The organism is Pseudomonas allokribbensis (assembly GCF_014863605.1).
Classification (GTDB): Bacteria; Pseudomonadota; Gammaproteobacteria; order Pseudomonadales; family Pseudomonadaceae; genus Aquipseudomonas; species Aquipseudomonas allokribbensis.
Map to the genome: position 1 here is coordinate 3,464,174 of NZ_CP062252.1, position 20,757 is coordinate 3,484,930.

General features: G+C 61.8%; 21 protein-coding genes. 11 read left to right on the top strand and 10 right to left on the bottom strand.

The window, feature by feature from the left end:
• Nucleotides 1-102: 102 nt before the first annotated feature.
• Nucleotides 103-1,233 (top strand): helix-turn-helix transcriptional regulator, encoded by a 1,131-nt coding sequence (locus tag IF199_RS15685; RefSeq protein WP_192558026.1) that lies wholly within the window; start codon nt 103-105, stop codon nt 1,231-1,233.
• A gap of 129 nt (nt 1,234-1,362) precedes the next feature.
• Nucleotides 1,363-1,530, top strand: coding sequence for a hypothetical protein (locus IF199_RS15690; protein WP_176504869.1), 168 nt, complete (start codon nt 1,363-1,365; stop codon nt 1,528-1,530).
• 65 nt (nt 1,531-1,595) lie between these two features.
• Here IF199_RS15690 and dmpG read toward each other — a convergent pair whose 3' ends face one another.
• Genes dmpG through IF199_RS15710 form a run of 4 tightly spaced genes read right to left on the bottom strand, consistent with a single transcriptional unit; the run spans nt 1,596 to nt 5,201 of the window.
• Nucleotides 1,596-2,630 carry a 4-hydroxy-2-oxovalerate aldolase gene (gene dmpG / locus IF199_RS15695; protein WP_192558027.1) on the bottom strand — a complete coding sequence of 345 codons (1,035 nt, stop codon included), beginning with the start codon at nt 2,628-2,630 and terminating at the stop codon, nt 1,596-1,598.
• Nucleotides 2,631-2,643: 13 nt separating this feature from the next.
• The gene (locus IF199_RS15700) at nt 2,644-3,552 is read right to left on the bottom strand and encodes an acetaldehyde dehydrogenase (acetylating) (protein WP_114883154.1); all 909 of its coding nucleotides are present in this window, start codon (nt 3,550-3,552) and stop codon (nt 2,644-2,646) included.
• Between the two features lie 18 nt (nt 3,553-3,570).
• Nucleotides 3,571-4,362, bottom strand: coding sequence for a fumarylacetoacetate hydrolase family protein (locus tag IF199_RS15705; protein ID WP_192558028.1), 792 nt, complete (start codon nt 4,360-4,362; stop codon nt 3,571-3,573).
• A complete protein-coding gene (locus IF199_RS15710) occupies nt 4,359-5,201 on the bottom strand; it encodes an alpha/beta fold hydrolase (RefSeq protein ID WP_192558029.1) in 843 nt (280 codons plus the stop codon). The genes IF199_RS15705 and IF199_RS15710 overlap by 4 nt, the downstream gene beginning before the upstream one ends.
• Before the next feature lie 162 nt (nt 5,202-5,363).
• On the opposite strand from IF199_RS15710, the gene IF199_RS15715 reads away from it, so the two are divergent.
• Together IF199_RS15715 and IF199_RS15720 are read left to right on the top strand one after the other, a co-directional pair.
• Nucleotides 5,364-6,137 (top strand): SDR family oxidoreductase, encoded by a 774-nt coding sequence (locus tag IF199_RS15715; protein WP_192558030.1) that lies wholly within the window; start codon nt 5,364-5,366, stop codon nt 6,135-6,137.
• A gap of 24 nt (nt 6,138-6,161) precedes the next feature.
• Nucleotides 6,162-6,617: an SRPBCC family protein gene (locus IF199_RS15720; RefSeq protein ID WP_192558031.1), complete on the top strand. Its 456-nt coding sequence runs from the start codon at nt 6,162-6,164 to the stop codon at nt 6,615-6,617.
• A gap of 42 nt (nt 6,618-6,659) precedes the next feature.
• On the opposite strand, the gene IF199_RS15725 is transcribed toward IF199_RS15720, so the two are convergent.
• From IF199_RS15725 to IF199_RS15750, 6 genes are read right to left on the bottom strand one after another with little or no spacing between them, the layout of a single operon-like run.
• A complete protein-coding gene (locus IF199_RS15725) occupies nt 6,660-7,043 on the bottom strand; it encodes a steroid Delta-isomerase (protein ID WP_192558032.1) in 384 nt (127 codons plus the stop codon).
• Nucleotides 7,044-8,246 carry an acetyl-CoA C-acyltransferase gene (locus IF199_RS15730; protein ID WP_192558033.1) on the bottom strand — a complete coding sequence of 401 codons (1,203 nt, stop codon included), beginning with the start codon at nt 8,244-8,246 and terminating at the stop codon, nt 7,044-7,046.
• The gene (locus IF199_RS15735) at nt 8,243-8,731 is read right to left on the bottom strand and encodes a MaoC family dehydratase (protein ID WP_192558034.1); all 489 of its coding nucleotides are present in this window, start codon (nt 8,729-8,731) and stop codon (nt 8,243-8,245) included. The genes IF199_RS15730 and IF199_RS15735 overlap by 4 nt, the downstream gene beginning before the upstream one ends.
• A gap of 1 nt (nt 8,732) precedes the next feature.
• On the bottom strand, nt 8,733-9,515 hold the full coding sequence (locus tag IF199_RS15740) for an SDR family oxidoreductase (protein WP_192558035.1): 783 nt from the start codon (nt 9,513-9,515) through the stop codon (nt 8,733-8,735).
• Nucleotides 9,516-9,528: 13 nt separating this feature from the next.
• A complete protein-coding gene (locus tag IF199_RS15745) occupies nt 9,529-10,722 on the bottom strand; it encodes an acyl-CoA dehydrogenase family protein (protein ID WP_192558036.1) in 1,194 nt (397 codons plus the stop codon).
• Nucleotides 10,719-11,891, bottom strand: a complete 1,173-nt coding sequence (locus tag IF199_RS15750; protein ID WP_192558037.1) for an acyl-CoA dehydrogenase family protein — start codon at nt 11,889-11,891, stop codon at nt 10,719-10,721. The genes IF199_RS15745 and IF199_RS15750 overlap by 4 nt, the downstream gene beginning before the upstream one ends.
• A 636-nt stretch (nt 11,892-12,527) precedes the next feature.
• Here IF199_RS15750 and IF199_RS15755 point away from each other — a divergent pair.
• From IF199_RS15755 to IF199_RS15785, 7 genes are read left to right on the top strand one after another with little or no spacing between them, the layout of a single operon-like run.
• Entirely contained in the window at nt 12,528-14,402 is a 1,875-nt protein-coding gene (locus tag IF199_RS15755; protein WP_192558038.1) for a 3-dehydroquinate synthase, read from the top strand.
• Nucleotides 14,399-15,289 (top strand): UbiA family prenyltransferase, encoded by an 891-nt coding sequence (locus IF199_RS15760; RefSeq protein ID WP_192558039.1) that lies wholly within the window; start codon nt 14,399-14,401, stop codon nt 15,287-15,289. Before IF199_RS15755 ends, IF199_RS15760 begins: the two co-directional genes overlap by 4 nt.
• A complete protein-coding gene (locus IF199_RS15765; RefSeq protein WP_192558040.1) occupies nt 15,286-16,041 on the top strand; it encodes an EboA domain-containing protein in 756 nt (251 codons plus the stop codon). The genes IF199_RS15760 and IF199_RS15765 overlap by 4 nt, the downstream gene beginning before the upstream one ends.
• Nucleotides 16,042-16,077: 36 nt before the next feature.
• Nucleotides 16,078-16,962: a TatD family hydrolase gene (locus tag IF199_RS15770; RefSeq protein ID WP_096821431.1), complete on the top strand. Its 885-nt coding sequence runs from the start codon at nt 16,078-16,080 to the stop codon at nt 16,960-16,962.
• Entirely contained in the window at nt 16,959-18,191 is a 1,233-nt protein-coding gene (eboE, locus tag IF199_RS15775) for a metabolite traffic protein EboE (RefSeq protein ID WP_192558041.1), read from the top strand. The genes IF199_RS15770 and eboE overlap by 4 nt, the downstream gene beginning before the upstream one ends.
• Complete coding sequence (locus tag IF199_RS15780; protein ID WP_192558042.1) at nt 18,181-19,626, top strand: alkaline phosphatase family protein; 1,446 nt, start codon at nt 18,181-18,183, stop codon at nt 19,624-19,626. The genes eboE and IF199_RS15780 overlap by 11 nt, the downstream gene beginning before the upstream one ends.
• Entirely contained in the window at nt 19,605-20,747 is a 1,143-nt protein-coding gene (locus IF199_RS15785; RefSeq protein ID WP_192558043.1) for a hypothetical protein, read from the top strand. The genes IF199_RS15780 and IF199_RS15785 overlap by 22 nt, the downstream gene beginning before the upstream one ends.
• Nucleotides 20,748-20,757: the final 10 nt, after the last annotated feature.

Below are 20,757 nucleotides of genomic sequence, written 5' to 3' on the forward strand. Positions count from 1 at the left end.
CGGCCGCCGCCGGTCAGGCCTCGTGCCCGGGCGTTGCAAGTGGTCGATACAGGCGCTTATTCTCGGGCACCGCAAACCACTAATAATAAGAACGGGTTTCCCATGCAGCAGAGCCTCAGCCTCGACACGTTCAGCGATCTCATCGGCAACCTGTATCAGGGGCCGCTGGAAACCATTCCCTGGGCGACCTTTCTCAACCAGCTCAACGTTTACCTGAAAAGCAAGTACGTGACCTTCATCCTGCGGCCGCCCAGCACCCATGTGGACGGACTGATGGTCAACACTACCGGCACCTCGACCGAAGCGGTCGCCTCGTACAACACGCACTTTTTCACCCTCGACCCCTTCGTCGGCCTGCCCAACCGCCAGGTGGTGACCCTCGCCGAATTCGTCTCCAGCGATGACTGGCAGAAATCCGAGTTCTACAAGAACTTCCTCGAAGCGGTGGACGTGTTCCATATCCTCGGCGCCGACATCAACACCTGCGACGGCGCCCAGTGCCGGATCCGCATCAGTCGCGGCCGGGATGACAAGCCTTTTGGCGATGAAGAGAAAACCCTGCTCGCGCATTTCATTCCGCACCTCGAGCGCTCGATCAAGGTTCACATGCAGCTCAACCGCATCGAGGTCGAACGCAACCTCTACGCCGGCGCGGTGAATCAGATGGCGGTCGGCACGATCATCCTCGACGAAGCCGGCAAAGTGCTGCAGACCAACCAGGTGGCCGACCGGTTGATCCAGGAAAGGGACGGCATCAAACTGGTCAACGATGGCCTGCAGGTCGGTACGGACCGCGACACGCAAGAGTTTCGCCGCTTGGTCAAACAGTCGCTGCTCTCGCAGAAAAGCAGCAACCCGTCGATGGTCGAGGCGCTGCGCGTGCAACGGCCGTCCGGGCGGGCTGACTTGGGCATCATCGTGCGCTCGGTGCCGCTGTCGGAGTGGAGCGAAGGCAAACAGTGCCCGACCGTGGTGATTTTCATCAGCGACCCGGAGCAACAGTCCACCGCGCCCCAGGAGATCGTCCGCGCCCTGTTTGACTTCACACCGGCCGAGACCCAACTGGCCATGTTGCTGGCCAACGGGCTGACCCTCGACGAAGCCTCGGAAGAACTGGGCATCAGCCGCAACACCGCGCGCGCCCACCTGCGCTCGACCTTCTCCAAGACCGGCGTAACCCGCCAGACCATGCTCGTGCGCCTGATCCTGCGCAGCGTGGCCACCCTCGGCTGACACCCATCCCGCGCCATCGTCCGCCCGGGCGATGGCTTATTTGCCTGACTAGTCCATTCAGACGAAGCCGAATATCTCGCGCCGCCCTACCTTGCCTCTACAACAATAAAAAACCGTATGAGGCCCGCGATGCGTAATTCCACCTGCGCCCTGCTCCTGATCGTCTGCGTCGGCAGTTCCGTCAGCCTGTGTCAGTTGTTCAGAAACGAAGCCTATCGACCGAGCACTGCGCTCCTCGGTTGTTCGAGCACGGCGGTCAACTGCTACCCGCCGCTGGTGCGCAATCTGCTCCCATAAATCTGCCCCCATAAAAAAACACCGGCCTGCAAGCAGCGCCGGTGTTTTTTGTTATCTGCCGAGGATCAGGTCGGCAGGAAGCCGCGCGCCCGGGACAGGGTCAGCGCCAGGTCTTCGATCATGTCTTCCTGACCGCCAACGGTGCCACGCCGCCCCAACTCCACCAGCAGTTCGCGGGCGGCGACCAGGTACTTTTTCTCCGCACGTTTGGCAAACAGCAGGAACGAGCTGTAAACCCCGGCGTATCCCAGCGTCAGGGCATCGCGGTCGAGGCGGATCGGCTGGTCCATCATCGGCACGATCAGGTCTTCGGCGACGTCCATGATCCCGTACAGATTGACGCCGCTTTCAACGCCCATCCGCTCCAGCACCGCAACGAACACTTCCAGCGGCGTGTTGCCCGCACCGGCCCCAAGACCCGCCGCCGAGCCGTCGATACGCGCAGCACCCGCTTCGATCGCGGCCAGGGAGTTGGCAATCGACATGCCCAGGTTGTGGTGGCCGTGAAAGCCCACTTCGGTCGCAGCGTTCAAGCCTGCGCGCAACACGCCGATTTTCTCGCTGACCTCGTCCGGGAGCATGTAGCCCGCCGAGTCGGTGCAGTAAATGCAGTTGGCGCCATAACTCTCCATCAACCGCGCCTGTTCCAGCAGTTTTTCTGCGCTGACCATGTGGGCCATCATCAGGAAACCGACGGTGTCGAGGCCCATTTTCGCGGACATGCCGATGTGCTGGCCGGAGACGTCGGCCTCGGTGCAGTGGGTGGCGACGCGGATGGTCGAAACCCCGTGCTCATGGGCCATGCGCAGATGATCGAGGGTACCGATGCCGGGCAACAACAGCGCCGAGACTTTCGCCTGGCGCAGGCGCGGAATCACCGCCGAAAAGTATTCCTCGTCGCTGTGGGCCGGCACTCCGTAGTTCAGCGACGCACCGCCCAGGCCGTCGCCATGGGTGATTTCGATCAGCGGCACGCCGGCCTCATCAAGGCCGGTGGCTACGGCGATCATCTGGTCCAGACTGATCTGATGCTGTTTGGCGTGCATGCCGTCGCGCAGGCTCATGTCGTGCAGACGAACGCGTTTACCTTGCAGATTCATGGTCATTCTCCACTTAACGGGCGGGCAGTTGCAGGGCGCCCTTGTGGGCTTCTTCGGCGAACATTTCGGCAGTGCGCAGGCCGGCGGCGGTCATGATGTCGAGGTTGCCGGCGGACTTGGGCAGGAAATCCCCGAGGCCTTCCACCTCGATGAAAATCGACACCTTGCGGCCATCGAACACCGGGCCGTTGATCAGCTTGTAACCGGGCACATAGCGCTGCACTTCCTCGACCATCTGCAGCACCGAGGCGCGAATCCGCTGCTGATCCGGCTCGTCGTCCGTCAGGCAGTGGATGGTGTCGCGCATCATCAGCGGCGGCTCGGCCGGGTTGATGACGATAATCGCCTTGCCGCGACGGGCGCCGCCGATCTTCTCGACCGCGCCGGCCGTGGTCCGGGTGAACTCGTCGATGTTCTGCCGGGTGCCCGGGCCGACCGAGCCAGACGACACGGTGGCGACAATCTCGCCGTAACTGACCGATTGCACCCGCGACACCGCCGCGACCATCGGGATGGTTGCCTGACCACCGCAGGTGACCATGTTGACGTTCATTGCCAGCGACGCCGCGTGTTCCTTGAGGTTGACCGGCGGCACGCAGAACGGGCCGATGGCCGCCGGCGTGAGGTCGATCATGATCACCCCGAGCTCGTTGAGCTTGCGGCTGTTCTGCTCGTGGACGTAGGCCGAGGTCGCATCGAAAGCGATACGAATATCATCGTCGAGCACATGGGGCAGCAGCCCGTCCACGCCGCCGGCGGTTGTTTTCACTCCCAGTTCACGGGCGCGCTTGAGGCCCTCGGACTCGGGGTCGACGCCGACCATCCACACGGGTTCGATCCATTCGGACCGACACATTTTCATCAGCAGGTCAGTGCCAATGTTTCCCGGGCCGATAATGGCCGCTCTGAGTTTCTTGTTCATCCGGTTAAACCCCACGGGTCAGGCGCAGAAAGACACCCGGGCAGAGCCCAGGCCATCGATGGTCAGAGAAAAGCGGTCGCCCGCACGGGCAGGCTCAAGCGGAACCAGAGAGCCTGAGAGAATGAGCTCCCCGGCCTTGAACGGAATGCCGAAGGCACCCAGGGTGTTGGCCAGCCACGCGACCGCCGTCAACGGGTTGCCCTGTACGGCCGAGCCCAGACCTTCGCTCAGCGGTTCGTCGTTCTTGAATACACGCATGTGCAGATTCGGCAGGTCCAGCGCACGAGGATCGGCTTGCACATCGCCGAGCACAAACACGCCGCACGAGGCGTTATCGGCGACGGTGTCCTGAATGCGGATACGCCAGTCGTGGATCCGCGAGTCGACGATCTCGAAGCACGGCGTGACGTATTCGGTCGCCGCCATCACGTCGGCTTCGGTCACGCCGGGGCCGATCAGGTCGTGCTTGAGCCTGAACGCGATCTCGCCCTCGGCACGGGGCTGGATCAGCCGGTTGGCCGACAGGGAGATCTGCGCGTCATTGGCAAACGACATCTGCCGGGTGATGAAACCGAAATCCGGCTGATGCACGTTGAGCATTCGCTGGACCGCTGCCGACGTCACGCCGATCTTCTTGCCGACGATTTGGTCACCGGCCGCGACCCGACGCTCGATGCAATAGAGCGAAACGTGGTAGGCGTCTTCGATACTGATCGACGGCCAGCGCTCGGTCAGCGGGGCCACGGTGTTGCCCTGCAACAGTGCCTGATACAACTCTTCGCCGAACTGGCGACGCAATGCCGCGCTCATCGCTGACCTTCCTGAAAGAAGAACAGGCATTCGCGATTGAACAGCTCGCGGTACTCGACCATCACCCAATGCCCGCACTCGCTGAGCAGCACAAACCGGATGTTCTGGCAGTGCTGCATCATCGTTTGCGCACCCGACACCGGGCAGAATTTATCGTCCATGCCCCAGAACCCAAGGATCGGGCACTGCAACTCCTTCAGGCGCTCGGTCATGTTCGGCACTTGCATGGTCGACAGCACGCAGACCGGTTGCTCGCGTACCACGGCGACCCGTTCATTGACGGTTTCGGCACTGATCAACGACTCATCGAACAATTGCAGGCTCAGCAAACGGCGCATGCCGTCCGCGTCGTGCAATTCGCCTCGGGCAAATGCCGCGCCCATTTTCTGGATGCCTTCCATCTGCAGGTAATACTGCTCCTTGTCCATCAGCCCGCCCGGCGCCATCAATACCAGTCGGCTGACCCGTTGCGGCTGGTCCAGGGCCAGTTTGATGGCGATGGCACCGCCCAATGAGTTGCCCACCAACACGCAGCGCTGGATATCCAGGGCATCGAGCAGACCGCTCAGGGCGGTGACGAAAAAGTCCAGGGTGTAGAGGGTGTCCGGCTTGTCGGACGCGCCATAACCCGGCAGGTCAGGCACGATGACGCGATAACCGGCAGTGACGAACAGCGGGTAGTTCTGTTTGAAATTGCTGTGGCCGCTGGCCCCGGGCCCGCTGCCGTGGATGAACACCACCGTCTCGCCGCTGCCGGCGCCCTGCCCGCCGATGTCCAAGTAATGCAGCCGCAACCCCTGCGGCAGCGTAACGAAGTGCCCTTGCGCCATTGCGCTCATAAGGTGTGCTCCCGGCTATTGTTGTAGCCGGATTATTTGCGCAGGCCGGGCCAGCAACATCGTCCGACAGGACTAGCCGCCCTAGTCTTTTCGGACGTTGGCCGCCGGGGGCCGCACACCTAGCATCGAGGGCGTTGATCTTTGACTGAACGAGGTTGTTCCATGCTGGATGCGCTGGATTTTCGCGGCAAAGTGGTGCTGGTCACCGGGGGCGGCAAAGGGGCTGGTCGGGGCATCAGCCAGCGTTTTCTCGACGGCGGCGCCGAAGTGGTGATCTGTGGTCGCGAGGCTCCGGAATCAATGCCTTCTGGCGCAGGACGCGAAGCGGTGTTCCTGCCGTGCGATCTGCGTGACGTCGAGCAGTCGGGTCGGCTGATCGAAACCATCGTCGAACGTTTTGGCCGGCTCGACGTGCTGATCAACAATGCCGGTGGCTCGCCCAATGCCGACGCCGCCAGCGCCTCGCCGCGCTTCAGCGAAGCGATCATTCGCCTGAACCTGTTGGCGCCGCTGAATCTCTCTCAGCAGGCCAATCGGGTGATGCAGGCGCAGGACGACGGCGGTGCAATCATCAATATCTGCAGCGTCAGCGCGGTTCGTCCGTCCCCGGGCACGGCAGCTTATGGTGCGGCCAAGGCCGGATTGTTGAACCTGACCCGCTCGCTGGCCGTGGAATGGGCGCCGAAAGTGCGGGTCAACGCGGTCACGGCCGGGCTGATCCTTACCGAACAGGCCGCCCTGCATTACGGTGATGACGCAGGTATTGCCCGTGTTGCCGCTACCATTCCGCTACAACGCCTGGCGGCGCCGGAAGACATCGGCGACACCTGCCTGTACCTCGCCTCCCCTCTGGCGCGCTATGTCAGCGGCGCGGACATCACTGTGCACGGAGGTGGCGAACGCCCGGCGTTTCTCGACGCTGCCCAGCCCCACTAAATCTTAAAAAGAAGGAAATCCAGCATGCCGGCGATTGCCTGCCACAGCGTTCTGCTCGAACTGACCCCGCCCGCCGCCTGGGCCAAACTGCGGGATCTGCGCCTTGCACCCCATTACGTGCCGGGGCTCACCGGCTGCCAGCTCCATCCCGGGCCGATCGAAGGGCTTGGCGCCACTCGCCGGGTGTTTCGCAAAGGCGGTCAATGGCTGGATGAAAGCGTTGTGCAATGGCAGGACGGGGTCGGTTTTGTCCTGGTGCTGCACAAGGCGAGCGCCGGCGCGCCCTTCCCGTTTCGCGAAGCCAGCTTCAGTTATGCCTTGCAGCGCGAGGGTGAATTCAGCCGCATGACTACCCAGATGCACTACAGCCTGCGCGGTGGCAGGCTGATGGAAAAACTGCTGGGCAAGGCGTTCGACAAGGTCGTGCGGCAGATTGCCGAGAATCTCAAGGTCTATTACGAAAACGGCATCGCGCAATGAATCAGGTTGCAGGCTGCGATACTTCGCAGCCTGCAACCCGAATCAGAACTGCGGGCCGATATTGGCTTCGCTCCAATAGGCTTTCATCGAGCGGATCTTGCCGTCGTCATCGAATTCCATCACGTCAATCACATGCAGCGAGCACGGTTGCCCCGCCCACTGCATGTCGACCCGGAACGGCATCGCCCCACAACCGTTCAACGTCGCACGCACCGGGCCGGTCAACGTGGCCGACACCTTGCTCGCGCCCAGGCCCTGGCGGTAGAAACGCTCGATATCCGCGAGGCCCTGAATGGGCGGCTGACCGACCGGGTCCTCAACCGTCGCATCCTCACCGTACAGCGCAAGAATCCCGTCGATGTCGCCGGCGTCCACCAATTCTACGTAGCGGGCCATGGTGGTTTGAATCTGCTGTGCACTGATCATTCAGACCACCTCGAACAGTGCTGCAGCGCCCATGCCGCCACCGATGCACATGCTCACCACGACGTAACGCAAACCACGGCGCTGACCTTCGATCAAGGCATGGCCGACCATCCGCGCCCCGGACATGCCGAACGGATGCCCCAGCGCAATCGCCCCGCCGTTGACGTTCAACCGCTCCTGGGGAATGCCCAGCGTGTCGCGGCAATACAGCACCTGACAGGCAAACGCTTCGTTCAGCTCCCACAGGCCGATGTGATCCATGGTCAGGCCCTGACGCTTGAGCAACTTCGGAATGGCGTAGATCGGGCCAATGCCCATTTCATCGGAGTTGCAACCCGCGACGGCCATCCCACGATAAATCCCCAAGGGCTCCAGCCCGCGTTTCTCGGCCAGTTTGGCGCTCATCAACACCGAGGCCGATGCGCCGTCGGACAGCTGCGAGGCGTTACCGGCGGTGATGAAACGGCCCTTCTCGGTCCATTCGCCGCCGGCCCAGACCGGTTCCAGTGCGGCGAGATTTTCGCGGGTGGTGTCGACGCGGTTGCACTCGTCGCGTTGCAGGCTGAGGGTTTCAAAGCGGGTTTCGCCCGTGGCCTTGTCAAAAATCGCCTTGCGGCTGGTCATTGGCGCCAGTTCCCGGTCGAACAACCCGGCACTCTGGGCCAGCGCGGTACGTACCTGACTCTGGTAGCTGTACTCGTCCTGTTCCTCGCGGCTGATGCCGTAGCGGGCGGCGACGATCTCGGCGGTTTCAATCATCGGAATGTAAGCGTGCGGATCGCGTTCGAGCACCGCCCCGGACTGGTTGCGATAGAGGTTCTTGTGCTTGTTCTGCACCAGCGAAATCGATTCCAGGCCACCGGCCACCGCGATGTCGATTTCGTCGCACATGATGCTTTTCGCAGCCATGGCGATGCTCATCAGCCCCGAGGAACATTGGCGTTCGACGGCCATGCCCGACACGGAAAACGGTAAACCGGCGGCAATCGCGCACTGTCGGCCGAGGTTATAGGACTGCGTGCCCTGCTGCGCCGCCGCGCCGATGATCACGTCGTCCACTTCACCGGGCTCGATGCCGGCCCGGCGCACGGCTTCGCGCACCACATGGCCGCCAAGCAGCGGCGCTTCGGTGTCGTTGAATGCACCGCGAAAGGCTTTGCCGATCGGGGTACGGGCGGTCGAAACGATGACGGCTTCTTTCATGCGGGACTCCTCGAAGGTGCTGCTGAATCTTGCGGGTAGTAGCGGCTGATGGTGTCGACCACGCAGCCGGGGCGTTCTTCGCCGTCGATCTCGACGCTGACGCGGATGGTCGCCTGGATGCCGCCCTTGACCTCGTCGACGGCCATCAACTGCGCACGACCGCGCACACGGGCACCCGCCGGCACCACCGTGGGGAAGCGCACGCGCTCGCAGCCATAGTTGACGCCCATGGCGATGCCGCGAACCTCGACGATCTGCGGCAGAAACAGGTTGACCAGCGACAGGCTCAGGTAACCGTGGGCGATGCAGCCGCCAAAGGGTCCGCTGGCAGCCTTGAGCGGATCGACGTGAATCCACTGATGATCGCCCGTGGCATCCGCGAACTGATTGATCCGGTCTTGCGCCAGCAACAGCCAGTCGCTGACGCCCAACTCTTCTCCCACTGCATCGCGCAGGGCGAAAGGCGTGTCGAAAATACGCGGCATGTCACGCCCTCTGGCTGGAGACCGACAACACTTCGCCGGTCATGTAGGAGCTGTAGTCGCTGGCCAGGAACATCATCACATTGGCCACTTCCCAGACTTCGGCGGCGCGGCCGAAGGCTTCGTTGGCCGCCAGTTGATCGAGTACGGCCTGCGGCGCGGATTTGCGCAGGAAATCGTGCAAGGCAATGCTCGGGCTCACCGCGTTGATGCGGATCCCGTAGTCGGCGGCCTCGACCGCTGCGCAGCGGGTCAACGCCATGACTCCGGCCTTGGCAGCGGCGTAGTGCGCCTGCTCTTTCTGCGCTCGCCAGCCGAGCACCGACGCGTTGTTGACGATGACCCCGGCGCGGCGCTCCATCATCTTCGGCAGCATGGCGCGGGTCATGCGCATGGTGCCGGTCAGCGTCACATCGAGGACTCGGCTCCACTGCTCATCGGTCATCTCCACCAGCAACGCCGAACCGCCGAGACCGGCGTTGTTGATCAGCACATCGACGCCTTCAAGGTCACGCTCGGCGCAGGCGATCAGCTGTTGCACCTGGGCTTCGTCGGCAACGTTGCAGACTTGCCCGAAAACTTGCTGCAGGCCGCTGGCTTCGCGGATTTTCAACACCGCTTCGGCCAGACGCCCTTCATGGATATCGCTGATCATCAAGGCGCGACAGCCCTCCTCGGCAGCCCGCAGTGCGGCGGAAAAACCGATACCGGCGCCGGCCGCTGCGGTGATCAGTACAGACTTGCCACGCAGCAGGCCGTGGCCTGCAACATAGTGAGGAACAGACATGGGAACTCCTTGATCACACAGAAAGGCGTGGCTCTTTGGGCATGCCCAGGGCACGCTCGGCGATGATGTTGCGCTGGATCTCGTTGCTGCCGCCGTAGAGGGTGTCGGCGCGGCTGAACAGGTAAAGCGATTGCAGACGCGTGAGCTGGTAAGGCGCGGCTTCGAGCAGTTCGGCGTCGGCGCCGAGGACGTCCATCGCCAGCTTGCCGAGGCTGGCGTGCCACGTGGACCAGAACAGCTTGTAGATGGTGGCTTCCTTGCGCAGCGAACCGTCCTGCGCCCCCGACAGCATGCGCAGCGAGTTGTAGCGCATGATCCGCAGACCGCTCCAGGCCTGGGCCAGACGCTGGCGCAGGACCGGATCGCGCGCGGCGCCATTGGCCCGGGCGATGCCGATGATCTCGTTCAACTCATTGTGAAACTGCATCTGCTGGCCGAGTGTCGACACCCCGCGCTCGAAACCGAGCAGCGCCATGGCGATCTTCCAGCCCTCGCCGGGCAGGCCGACGATATTCGCGGCCTCGGTGCGGGCGTCGTCGAAAAACACTTCATTGAATTCCGAGGTGCCGGTCAGTTGCTCGATCGGTCGTACCGTGATTTCGGCCTGCGCCATCGGCACCAGCAGGAACGACAGGCCGCGATGGCCGACACTGCCGGGCTCGGTGCGGGCCAGCACGAAGCACCAGTCCGATTCATGGGCCAGCGAAGTCCAGACTTTCTGCCCGTTGATGATCCAGCTGCCGCCGTCCTGATCCAGCGTGGCCCGGGTCTTGACGTTGGCGAGGTCCGACCCGGCGCCCGGTTCCGAATAACCCTGGCACCAGAACGCCGTGCCGCTGACGATGCCCGGCAAAAAGCGCTGTTGCTGTTCGGCGCTGCCGAAAGCGGCGATGGTCGGGCCGGCCAAGCCTTCGCCGATATGGCCCATGCGTCCCGGGCCGCCAGCGCGGGCGTACTCTTCGTGGAAAATCACTTGCTGGCTGATCGACAGGCCACGGCCACCGTGCTCCGGGGCCCAGCCCACGCAGGTCCAGCCGCCCTCGGCGAGTTTGCGTTCCCAGGCTTTGCGCTCCTCGGGGAACATGTGTTCATCGCCGGGGCCGCCACGAAAACGCAGGGCTTCGAACTCACCGCTGAGGTTGACGCGCAACCAGTCGGCCACTTCCTGTCGGAAGTGCTCATCGTGTTCGCTGAAACTGATTTTCATGGCTGCTCCCCCAGAATCGCCTCGGCGATACGCTCCAGATGCCAGGCCGGCAGCCCGAGAAAACTCTCGCTGGCGCGGGCGCGTTTGAAATAGAGGTGCACGTCGTATTCCCAGGTGAACCCGACCCCGCCGTGCAATTGAATGGCTTCCGAGGCGCAGTGAAAGAAGGTTTCCGAGCAATGGGCCTTGGCCAGTGCTGCCGCTGTCGGCAACTCGCCGGCCACCTGCGAATCGCCTTCGGGATCGAGCACTTCCTGGGCGACGCAGGCCGCGTAATAACTGGCCGAACGCGCACATTCCACTTGCAGCATCATGTCGGCGGCACGGTGTTTGAGCGCTTGGAAACTGGCGATCGGTCGGCCGAACTGCTGGCGCTCCTGCATGTAGGCAACGCTCAGATCCAGCACCTGTTGCGCGCCACCGGTCTGTTCGCAGGCCAGGGCGATGCAGGCCAGTTGCAGTGCGCGCTCAAGGTGCGGCCAGCCCTTGCCGAACTCGCCGAGCAGGCATTGAGCGTCGAGGTACACGCCGTTGAGTCGAATCCGTGCCTGACGGCGGGTCTGGTCCATGGTCGGCAACATCTGCCGTTCGATCCCGGGTTGATCGGCGTCTACGGCGAACAGGCTGATGCCTTCCTCGCCAACAGATCCGGGCAGCCGCGCAGCGATGATCAGCAGGTCAGCGCCATGCCCGTCGAGCACGTGATTGAAGGTGCCGTTGAGCACAAAACCGTCGCCCTCCTTCACTACCGTGGCCTGCACGTCTTCGGCGGCCCGGCCGTTGGCACTGCTGAACGCCAACGCTGCGGTGACGCGGCCATCGGCAATCAACGGCAGCCAGCGCTGCTTTTGTTGATCGTCAGCGGCCAGCATCAGCGCCGGAGTAGCCATGCAGGCAGTTGCAAAGAAAGGGGAACACAGCAAGCGCCGGCCCATCTGTTCCAGCAGAATCCCCAACTCAACAAAACCGAGCCCCAGACCGCCATAGGCTTCGGGAATATGAATCGCGGGCCAGTACATCTCGCTGCACAGACGCTGCCACAGCGCCTCGTCGAAACCCCGTTCACTGATCATCGCCGCGCGCACGGCGGCAGAATCCGAGACATCTGCCAGAAAACTTTCGGCCGATTCACGGATCATTTCCTGTTCGTCGCTGAATGCAAACTCCATCGCGGCGCCTTCTACTCGTCTGGCGGAGCACCCGTGAAGTGGTGCTCCTTTGAGTAGCAAGTCTGGTCCGGGCGGTGCGCGACAGAATCGTCAGGCTTGCCTAGTCCGAATGGAGGTTGTCGAAAGATTTGAACAAATCGGCTTTCATTCGGATCTTTCTTTCAGTGTGTACTTACAAGCTTAAAGATAACTAACCCAGCAAATCGCTCAACTATCGAGAACACTTATAGCCGGCCGCAATAACTCAAATAACAAAAAATAATGCCACATAGCCACCACCTAAGTAGCTTGCTAATCAAACCAGTTGAAACAGTTTCTCATTACGCTGAAAAAACAATATTTAAACTACATCAATTAAATTTCTCATCGCCTTGAATGGATTGGAGAACTTTTCGAATAACGGCTGACACCCTGCCACACGCCAACACCCACTAAACACCTCCTGAAAAAGCCTCTCTCTCAATCGACTTGCAAAACCACAACAACCGTCTAGGTTCATGAATATCTTCAAAGGCACGATCAACTGAACAATAAAAACAGCCTACCTGGCCGGAGATTTCATTCCCCTGAAATAATTCAGACTCTGCTTTAGTTGCTGAACGGAACTCAGTCATAACCATTCAAGAGGGATGCTTGATGAAGCACAGCCGTTGGTATCGTGCGCTCTCGAAAAAGGCGCCAGCCGAACATTTTTGGCTGTCACTGTTTTGCTTTGCGGGTCTTGTGATCGCCAGCTTCGTGTTGTTCGAACAGCAGATCCAGGACTTCCTCACTCATCTCGACCTGTACCTTCCGTCTTCCCCCACCCAGCAACTCAACCTGGCGCTTTTGCTGATCGCCCTGTTGGCGCTGGACGTTGTGCTGCCCGTGCCTTCCAGCGTGGTCGCGCTACTGGCCGTGGCCATGCTGGGCAGTGTCGGCGGTTATCTGGTGATTTTCATTGGCCTGTGTCTGGGTGCCGGGTTGGGTTATGCATTGGGGGCCGGTTATTTCCGTATGCTGTCCAGCCGCCTCGGTCTGCATCAGCGCAAGCCTGGGCAACTGGCGTATCGGCTGGGTACGCTGTCGTTGATCTGCCTGCGCGGCGTGCCGGTATTGGCTGAAACCTCTGTGGTGGCCGCCGGCATGCAACGCTATCCGCTACGGGCGTTTCTGCTGGTGACTACCCTGGCCAACGCCGGTCTGGCACTGGCCTACAGCGCCATCGGCACGTTCCTCGTCGAAGAGAACGCGCTGCTGGTGACCATCCTCGCCAGCATGGTGTTGCCGGGGCTTTTCATCGCCGGCTACAGCCTGTTCAAGACCTTGCGCAAACGCGGCGCCGAGCAAGCACTGCGCGGGCGTTTCGAGGTCAGTTACGACTACCCGGTGGTGTTCACCGATCACCTGTTCGATCCGCTCAACCCTTGTCTGCATCAACAACTCACCGCCCGGCAAAACGGCCGGGTGACGGTGATGGTGTTCGCCGATGAACAACTGCTGAAAAGCGCTCCGCAACTGCTGGAACAGATCGATAGTTACTTTGCCGCCCATGCCGCGGACCTGCATTTGCAGGCGCCGCCGATTGCCGTTCCAGCCGGTGAGCTGAGCAAGGATTCACAGGTGTTGCAACAGCTCTACACCGACATGCTGAAACATGGACTGGACCGGCATTGTTATGTCCTGGCCCTTGGCGGCGGTGCGGTACTGGATTCCGTGGGCTACGCCTGCGCCACCTTCCACCGTGGCATCCGGCTGATCCGCGTACCAAGCACCGTGCTGGCCCAGAACGACGCCGGCATCGGGGTGAAAAACGGCATCAATGCCTTCGGCCAGAAAAATCTGCTCGGGGCCTTCTACCCTGCCACGGCCGTGATCAATGACTTCCAGTTGCTGACCAGCCTGACCCGTCGCGACCAGATCGCCGGGCTGGCCGAGGCGGTGAAGGTCGCGCTGATCAAGGACCAGGCGTTCTTCGAATGGATGGAGCAACAGGCCGACGCCCTCGCCCGCTTCGATCACCCGGCCAGCCGTTATGCGATTCGCCGCTGCGCCGAACTGCACCTGGCGCACATCACCGGCGCCGGCGATCCCTTCGAGCGCGGCAACGGGCGGCCTCTGGATTACGGGCACTGGGCCGCGCACAAACTGGAAAACCTCAGCCATCACCGGTTGCGCCATGGCGAAGCGGTCGCGGTGGGCATGGCCCTCGACGGGCTCTACGCCAATGCCCTCGGGCTGTTGAGCGATGTCGACAGTGAGCGGGTGATGAGTCTGTTGACCAAACTCGGTTTCAACCTGTGCCCGCCGGAACTGACCCTCAAAGATGCGCAAGGTCGCTCACCGGTGTTGCTCGGGCTGGAGGAATTCCGCCAACACCTCGGCGGACAGCTCTCGATCCCGATGCTCAGCGGAATCGGCCAGTCGGTGGACCTGCATGAAATCGACGACGCGCAAATGGAACAGGCGCTGCAGAAGTTGTCCGCCCGCAACGCTCCGGCTCTCGACCTGAGCGAGGGCTTTGCGAAATGAGCCAGACCCCGCAAAGCCTCAAAACCTGGATGACGCTTGGCCGTGTCTCCAACCTGCCCACGGTGTGGACCAACACCCTGGCCGCCGCCCTGTTGGCCAGCAGCGCCGGTGCCCTGGCGCCGCCCTCGTGGCTGGTGTGGATTCTGCTGCTGTTCACCCTCTCGCTGCTGTATCTGGCCGGCATGTTGCTCAACGATCTGCTGGACGCCGACTGGGACCAGCAACACCACAATCCCCGGCCCATCACCCTGGGTCTGGTCAGCCGCCAGCAAGTGCGTCTCGCCACCGTGTTGTTGCTGACACTGGCGGCCGCCTCGGTGCTGGGCCTGAGCCAATTGATCGATCAGCCGCATTGGTTGCTGGCCAGCGTCACTCTGTTGGTGGGCTGCATCATCGGCTACAACGTGCTGCACAAAAAATACGCCCACAGCGTCTGGTTGATGGGCGCCTGCCGCTCGGCGCTGTACCTCACGGCGGCGGCCAGTCTGGCGGTGCCGCCGGAGCCGATCTGGCTCTGTGCGATCTTGCTGGGTGTCTACATCAGCGGGCTGACCTATCTGGCCCGCAATGAGCACAACAATGAGTTGCTCAGTCGCTTGCCCCTGATACTGATGCTGAGCCCGCTCGCGTTGGCGATCTACTCCGACAACCTGTGGTTCTGGCCGGTGCTGCTGCTCTGGCTCGGCTGGCTGGGCTGGCACTACTGGCGAAACTTGGCCAACCCGCAGCATCGAAAGGTCCGCGCTTTTATCGGCGCCGGCCTGGCAGCGCTGCCTCTGTTCGATGCGTTGGTGATGGCCGTGGCCAACCAGCCGTTGGGCAGCCTGCTGTGTGTCCTGGTGTTTTTCCTGCTCCCACACTTTCAGCGCTGGATCAAACCGACATGAACATGGACGTCACTGCGCCGCCAACGGCGGCCCTCGGCATGCGCCACGATTGCCTCGCCGAACACCTTCAGGTCTTGACCCGGCAACTCGATGACACCGAGCTGCACTGGTGGCGTCAGGCACAGGCGCAACTGGCCCGGCAGCCGGACGCCAATACTGCGGCGCTCTTGAGCGGCCAGTGCAAGCGTCATCTGCGTGACCGTGCACTGCCCGACAACCACTGGAGCCTGATCCAACTGGCTCGCGCGTTGTTGCTGGCGCAGGTCCTTGAACTGTCCTCTGAGGGCGGACAATTGTCCCTGCTGCGCCAGCTTTTTCTCTGGGGCGACGATCAGGAAAAGATCGCCACCCTCAAAGCCTTCGACTGGCTCGACAGCCACGGGGTGTGCGTCGAACTGGCGTTGCAGGCCGGACGTACCAGCAACAGCCAGGTGTTTGCCGCGCTCGCCCTCGACACGCCCTACCCGTCGCGTCACTACCCGGAACGGGCTTTCCACCAACTGGTGCTGAAGGCGCTGGGCATGGGGCTCGATGTCCGACGCCTGATCGGTCTGCCGCAGCGACGCAGCGTCACCCTCAATCAATTGGCCCTCGACCTGCTGGAAGAACAGCTCGCCGCTGATCGAACCGTGTCCGCCGGATTACCCCTGGCGATTGCCTTCGACCAGCTCAGCCAGGCGCAACACCAGCGACTGGCCGACCTGAACCAACAGCAACGCTTGCCGCCGGAATGGCGCAGCCATCTGAACTGATGCCCAACGATTCCTTTCCCTTGACGAGGATTCACCATGCCCAAGTACTTTGATCCGCATATTCATATGGTCAGCCGCACCACCGACGACTACCAGAACATGGCCGCGGCCGGCATCACCGGAGTGATCGAACCGGCCTTCTGGCAGGGCCAGGCCCGGACCAGTGTCGGCAGTTTCATCGATTACTTCGACACCCTGTTGGGCTGGGAGCGCTTTCGCGCCAGCATGTTCGGCATCCATCACTTCTGCACCATCGGCCTCAACCCCAAGGAGGCCAATGACTTGTCGGTGGCCAACGAGGTGCTGGAGATTCTGCCGCGGTATCTGGTGAAGGACGGCGTCGTCGCGGTCGGCGAAATCGGCTACGACGACATCACGCCCGAGGAAGACCGCTTTCTCGCCGCGCAACTGGAACTGGCCAGACAGTTCAACTTGCCGGTGCTGGTGCATACGCCGCACCGCGACAAGATCGGCGGCACCAAACGCACCCTGGCGGTGATTCGCGAAGTGGGGATCAATGAGAACCTGGTGATCATCGACCACCTCAACGAACTGACTCTGCCGCTGGTGCTGGACAGCGACTGCTGGCGCGGTCACTCGATCTACCCCAATACCAAAATGTCGGAACAGCGCATGGTCGCCCTGCTCCAGCAGTACGGCACCGAAAAAATGGTGGTCAACAGCGCCGCCGACTGGGGCATCAGCGACCCGCTCAAAGTGCCGAAAACCGGTCAGGCGATGTTGGCCGCCGGCTTCAGCGAGGCGCAGGTCGAGCAGGTACTGTTCCACAACCCGGTGGATTTTTTCGCCCAGAGCGGTCAACTGGACAAAACCCTGATCAGCACCCCGTTGCCCATCGATCAGCGCCGGCAGTGGCAGGAAAACTCCGCCCTGCGGGGCCAGGAACCGGTGATCAAATGAATGCCGGCATGGGCTGGACGCCCGGGCAGATCGGCTATTGCAGCAATGTGCACCCGACCCGCGATCTGGCCGGGTTGCAGTCTTCGATCGAGCAGCACTTTCAGGGCGTGCGGACCCTGCGCGGGCTGCCGGCGCAGGACAGCGGGCTGTGGATCAGTGCCCTCGCCGAGTCCAAGCTGCAACAGAAGTCGGCGCGTTCGGCGTTCCTCAGCCTGCTGCAACACAGCGGGCTACGGCTGACATCGCTGAACGGGTTTCCCTACGGTCAGTTTCATGACCGTGCAGTGAAAGCCGAGGTCTACCTGCCGAGCTGGGCCGAGCCGAAACGCCTGGCGTACAGCCTCAATCTGGCGCACATCCTCGCGCAGGCCTTGCCGCCGGATTGTCATCAGGGCGTGATTTCCAGCGTGCCGCTGGGCTATGCCGCCACCTGGAATCCGACGCTGCAACAACGGGCCGAGTATCAACTGCGCGAACTCACGGCTTCACTGGCCCAGCTGCATCGTGAAACCGGCAAGAAGATTGTGTTCTGTCTGGAAATGGAACCGGACTGCGTGCTGGAAACCACTGACCAGGCCATCGCCTTCTTCCGTCGCTGGCAAACCACGGACCCGAACCATGCCTATCTGGCGCTGTGTTTTGATGTCTGCCATCAGGCGGTGATGTTCGAAGACTGCTATCAGTCGCTGGAAAAGCTGCGTCAGGCTCGGGTGCCCATCGGCAAGATCCAGCTGTCCAACGCCTTGATCTGTCGTTTGCCTTGCAATGACGACAAGCGCCGCGAACAGGTCCTCAAGACCTTGAGCGACTTCTGCGAAACCACCTACCTGCATCAAGTGAAGGCGCGCGATGCACTGGGTCAGCTGCAGGCCTGGGCGGATCTGCCCGCGGCCCTCGTCGAATGCGCCAAACACCCGCAGCGATACCCCGAGCTGAGGATTCATTTCCATATCCCGTTGTTCAGCGAACAGCTGTTGTTGCCCGAACTGAGCGGCAGCCAGATCGCCCTGTCGCAGACCTTCGATTTTCTCGCCAGCCATGAGGATTTCAGGCCGGTGCTGGAAGTTGAGACCTACAGTTGGGGCGTCCTGCCCGCGCAACTGCGGCCGACGACAGAGTCCGCCCAGCTTCAAGGAATTGCCGCAGAGCTGAAATGGGTCGAGGACCAGTTGCGGCAACGGCAATTGCTGCAACCACAAGCGCAGGAGGCGTACGCCGATGCGCTCTGATCATGCACGTCAACCGCTGCTGCTGATCAATGTGGTCGGGCTGACGCCATCGCTGCTGGGTGACGCGACGCCGCACATCAATGCCCTGCTGAAAACCGCCAAAATGGCCAGCCTGCAACCGGTTTTTCCGGCCGTCACGTCGTCGGTGCAGGCTTCGATCCTTACCGGGCGTCCGCCGTCCGAACACGGCATCGTCGGCAATGGCTGGTATTTTCGCGATCAGGCCGAAGTGCGTTTCTGGCTGCAACCCAACGCGCTGATCCAGGGTGAAAAGGTCTGGAAGACGCTCAAGCGCGAGTTGCCAGGGTTTCGCTGCAGCCAGTTGTTCTGGTGGTTCAACATGTACGCGGACGTGGATGCCGCTATCACCCCGCGCCCTCACTACCCGGCCGATGGCCGCAAGATGTTCGGTCTGTATTCGTCACCGGCTTCGTTGCACGAGCGTATCGAGCAGCAGATTGGCGAGTTTCCCTTTCCGGGTTTCTGGGGGCCGGCGGCGGGCATTGCGTCGAGCCGCTGGATCGTCGATTGCGCCATCGCCGAATTTCAGATTGATCAGCCCGACCTGCAATTGATCTACCTGCCGCACCTCGATTACAGCCTTCAGCGTGTCGGGCCCGATCATCCGTCGATTGCCGACGAGGTTCGGGCCATCGACCAGGAAGTCGGTCGTCTACTGACCTTCGCCGAGGAACAGGGCGCGGCGGTGATGCTGCTGTCGGAATACGGGATCGAAGCGGTCAATCAATCGGTTTCGATCAACCGCCTGTTGCGCTCTGAAGGTTTGCTGGAGGTACGCCAGTCGCTGACCTGGGAATTGCTCGACCCCGGCGCCAGTGCGGCGTTTGCCGTGGCCGATCATCAGATCGCGCATGTCTACGTGAAACGGGCCCAGGATATTCCCCGGGTCAAAGCGCTGTTGCAACGCCACCCCGGCATCGAGCAGGTGCTGGACAAGGCCGAACAGCGGGCGTTTCAGCTGGATCACCCGCGCAGCGGCGAGCTGGTGGCCGTGGCCGCAGCGGGTTACTGGTTCGATTACTACTACTGGTTCGATGATCGCAAGGCGCCCGACTTTGCCCGCACCGTGGATATCCATCGCAAGCCGGGCTACGACCCGCTGGAACTGTTCATCGACCCGGCCATTCGTTTCCCGACATTGAGAGTCGCGCGGCGCCTGCTGCAGAAGAAACTCGGCTTTCGCTACTACATGGACCTGATTCCACTGGACACCGGACTGGTCCGTGGCAGTCACGGTCGCCTGCCCGAGCGCGAGGAAACCGGCCCGCTGCTCATCACCAATTGCGATCTGCCATTGCCGCAAACCCTGGCGGCAACGGCAGTGAAACAACTGCTCCTTCAGCATTTTCTGGGGCACTCATACACCCACTCGGCCAATGCCAAGGAGCTTCCATGCGGCGAGCCATTTCTATAACTGTTCTCAGTGCACTGGCCGGTTTGGCTCAGGCACAGGACACCACCTCTTTCGATTGCAGCCAGTTCCTGAAGTTTGGGAATGACATCCCCACGACCAAAGCAGCATTCGAAAAGAACCCCGAGACCATGGCCTGGAACTGGTTCGTCTGTCTGAACCAATTCAGCCCCACCCAGGCCAGCAACCGGGTGTGGGAAACCATGAAGCCTTCGGACCAGGTTTACCTGCCCGATGGCGCTGCGCCCGGCGCCTACGCCAGTCCCGTACCGCCTCCGACCGAGGTGATAACACAGGCCCGAACGCTGGGGATGGACCTGAACCGGACCTTCCACAACATCAATGCCACCCAACAGGTCGATGGTCTGGCGTTGCACATGGGCGGTGCCGTACCCGCGTCTCAGAAAGGCAACCCGGTGCGTTTTCAACTGCTGATGGGTCAGGACACCTTCGATTACATCGTGCAGCGTCAGGTCTACAACATGAACGGTCAGGCCGCGCTGCCGGATAACCTGGACTTCCCGGCCACCTCGTGGGAGTTGAAGGCGGCGTGGCTCTGGATCGGTTCGGACACGACCTATCGGCAAACCCTGGTCAACGACGGTTACTACATTGGCCAGGCCTACTTCCAGAAGGACGACGGCACCTATCAGGTCGGTTATGCGGCGTTGAGCGGGCTGCACGTGGTCAACAAACTGGATGACAACTGGGTCTGGACCACCTTCGAAAACATCAACAACAGCAAATACACCGTGACCAACGCGCCGACACCGACGCCGATGACCAACACCACCGGGCCGACCCCGGCCGCCAAACCGGTGAACGTCAGCTTCCAGGCCAGCAACCCGACGCTGTCGAAGTACGAACTGATCGGGGTCGAGTACCAGCCCGTCACCCAGGTGCTGGCCAACTCACAACTGGAGTCGGCGTTCCAGAACACCTCGTCCTGCCTGGCCTGCCATGGCACCGCCGCCTACTCGAACGACAAGGGCTACTTCAATTTCGCCCTCAAGCAAGGTGGCGGCATCGTCTACCCAACCACTCCGCTGCCGGCCTCCGACTTCGCAGGCTACAAAAAACTGGACTTTGTCTGGTCGCTGAAACGCGCCCAGTGGCAACGCTAAGGAGCATGAC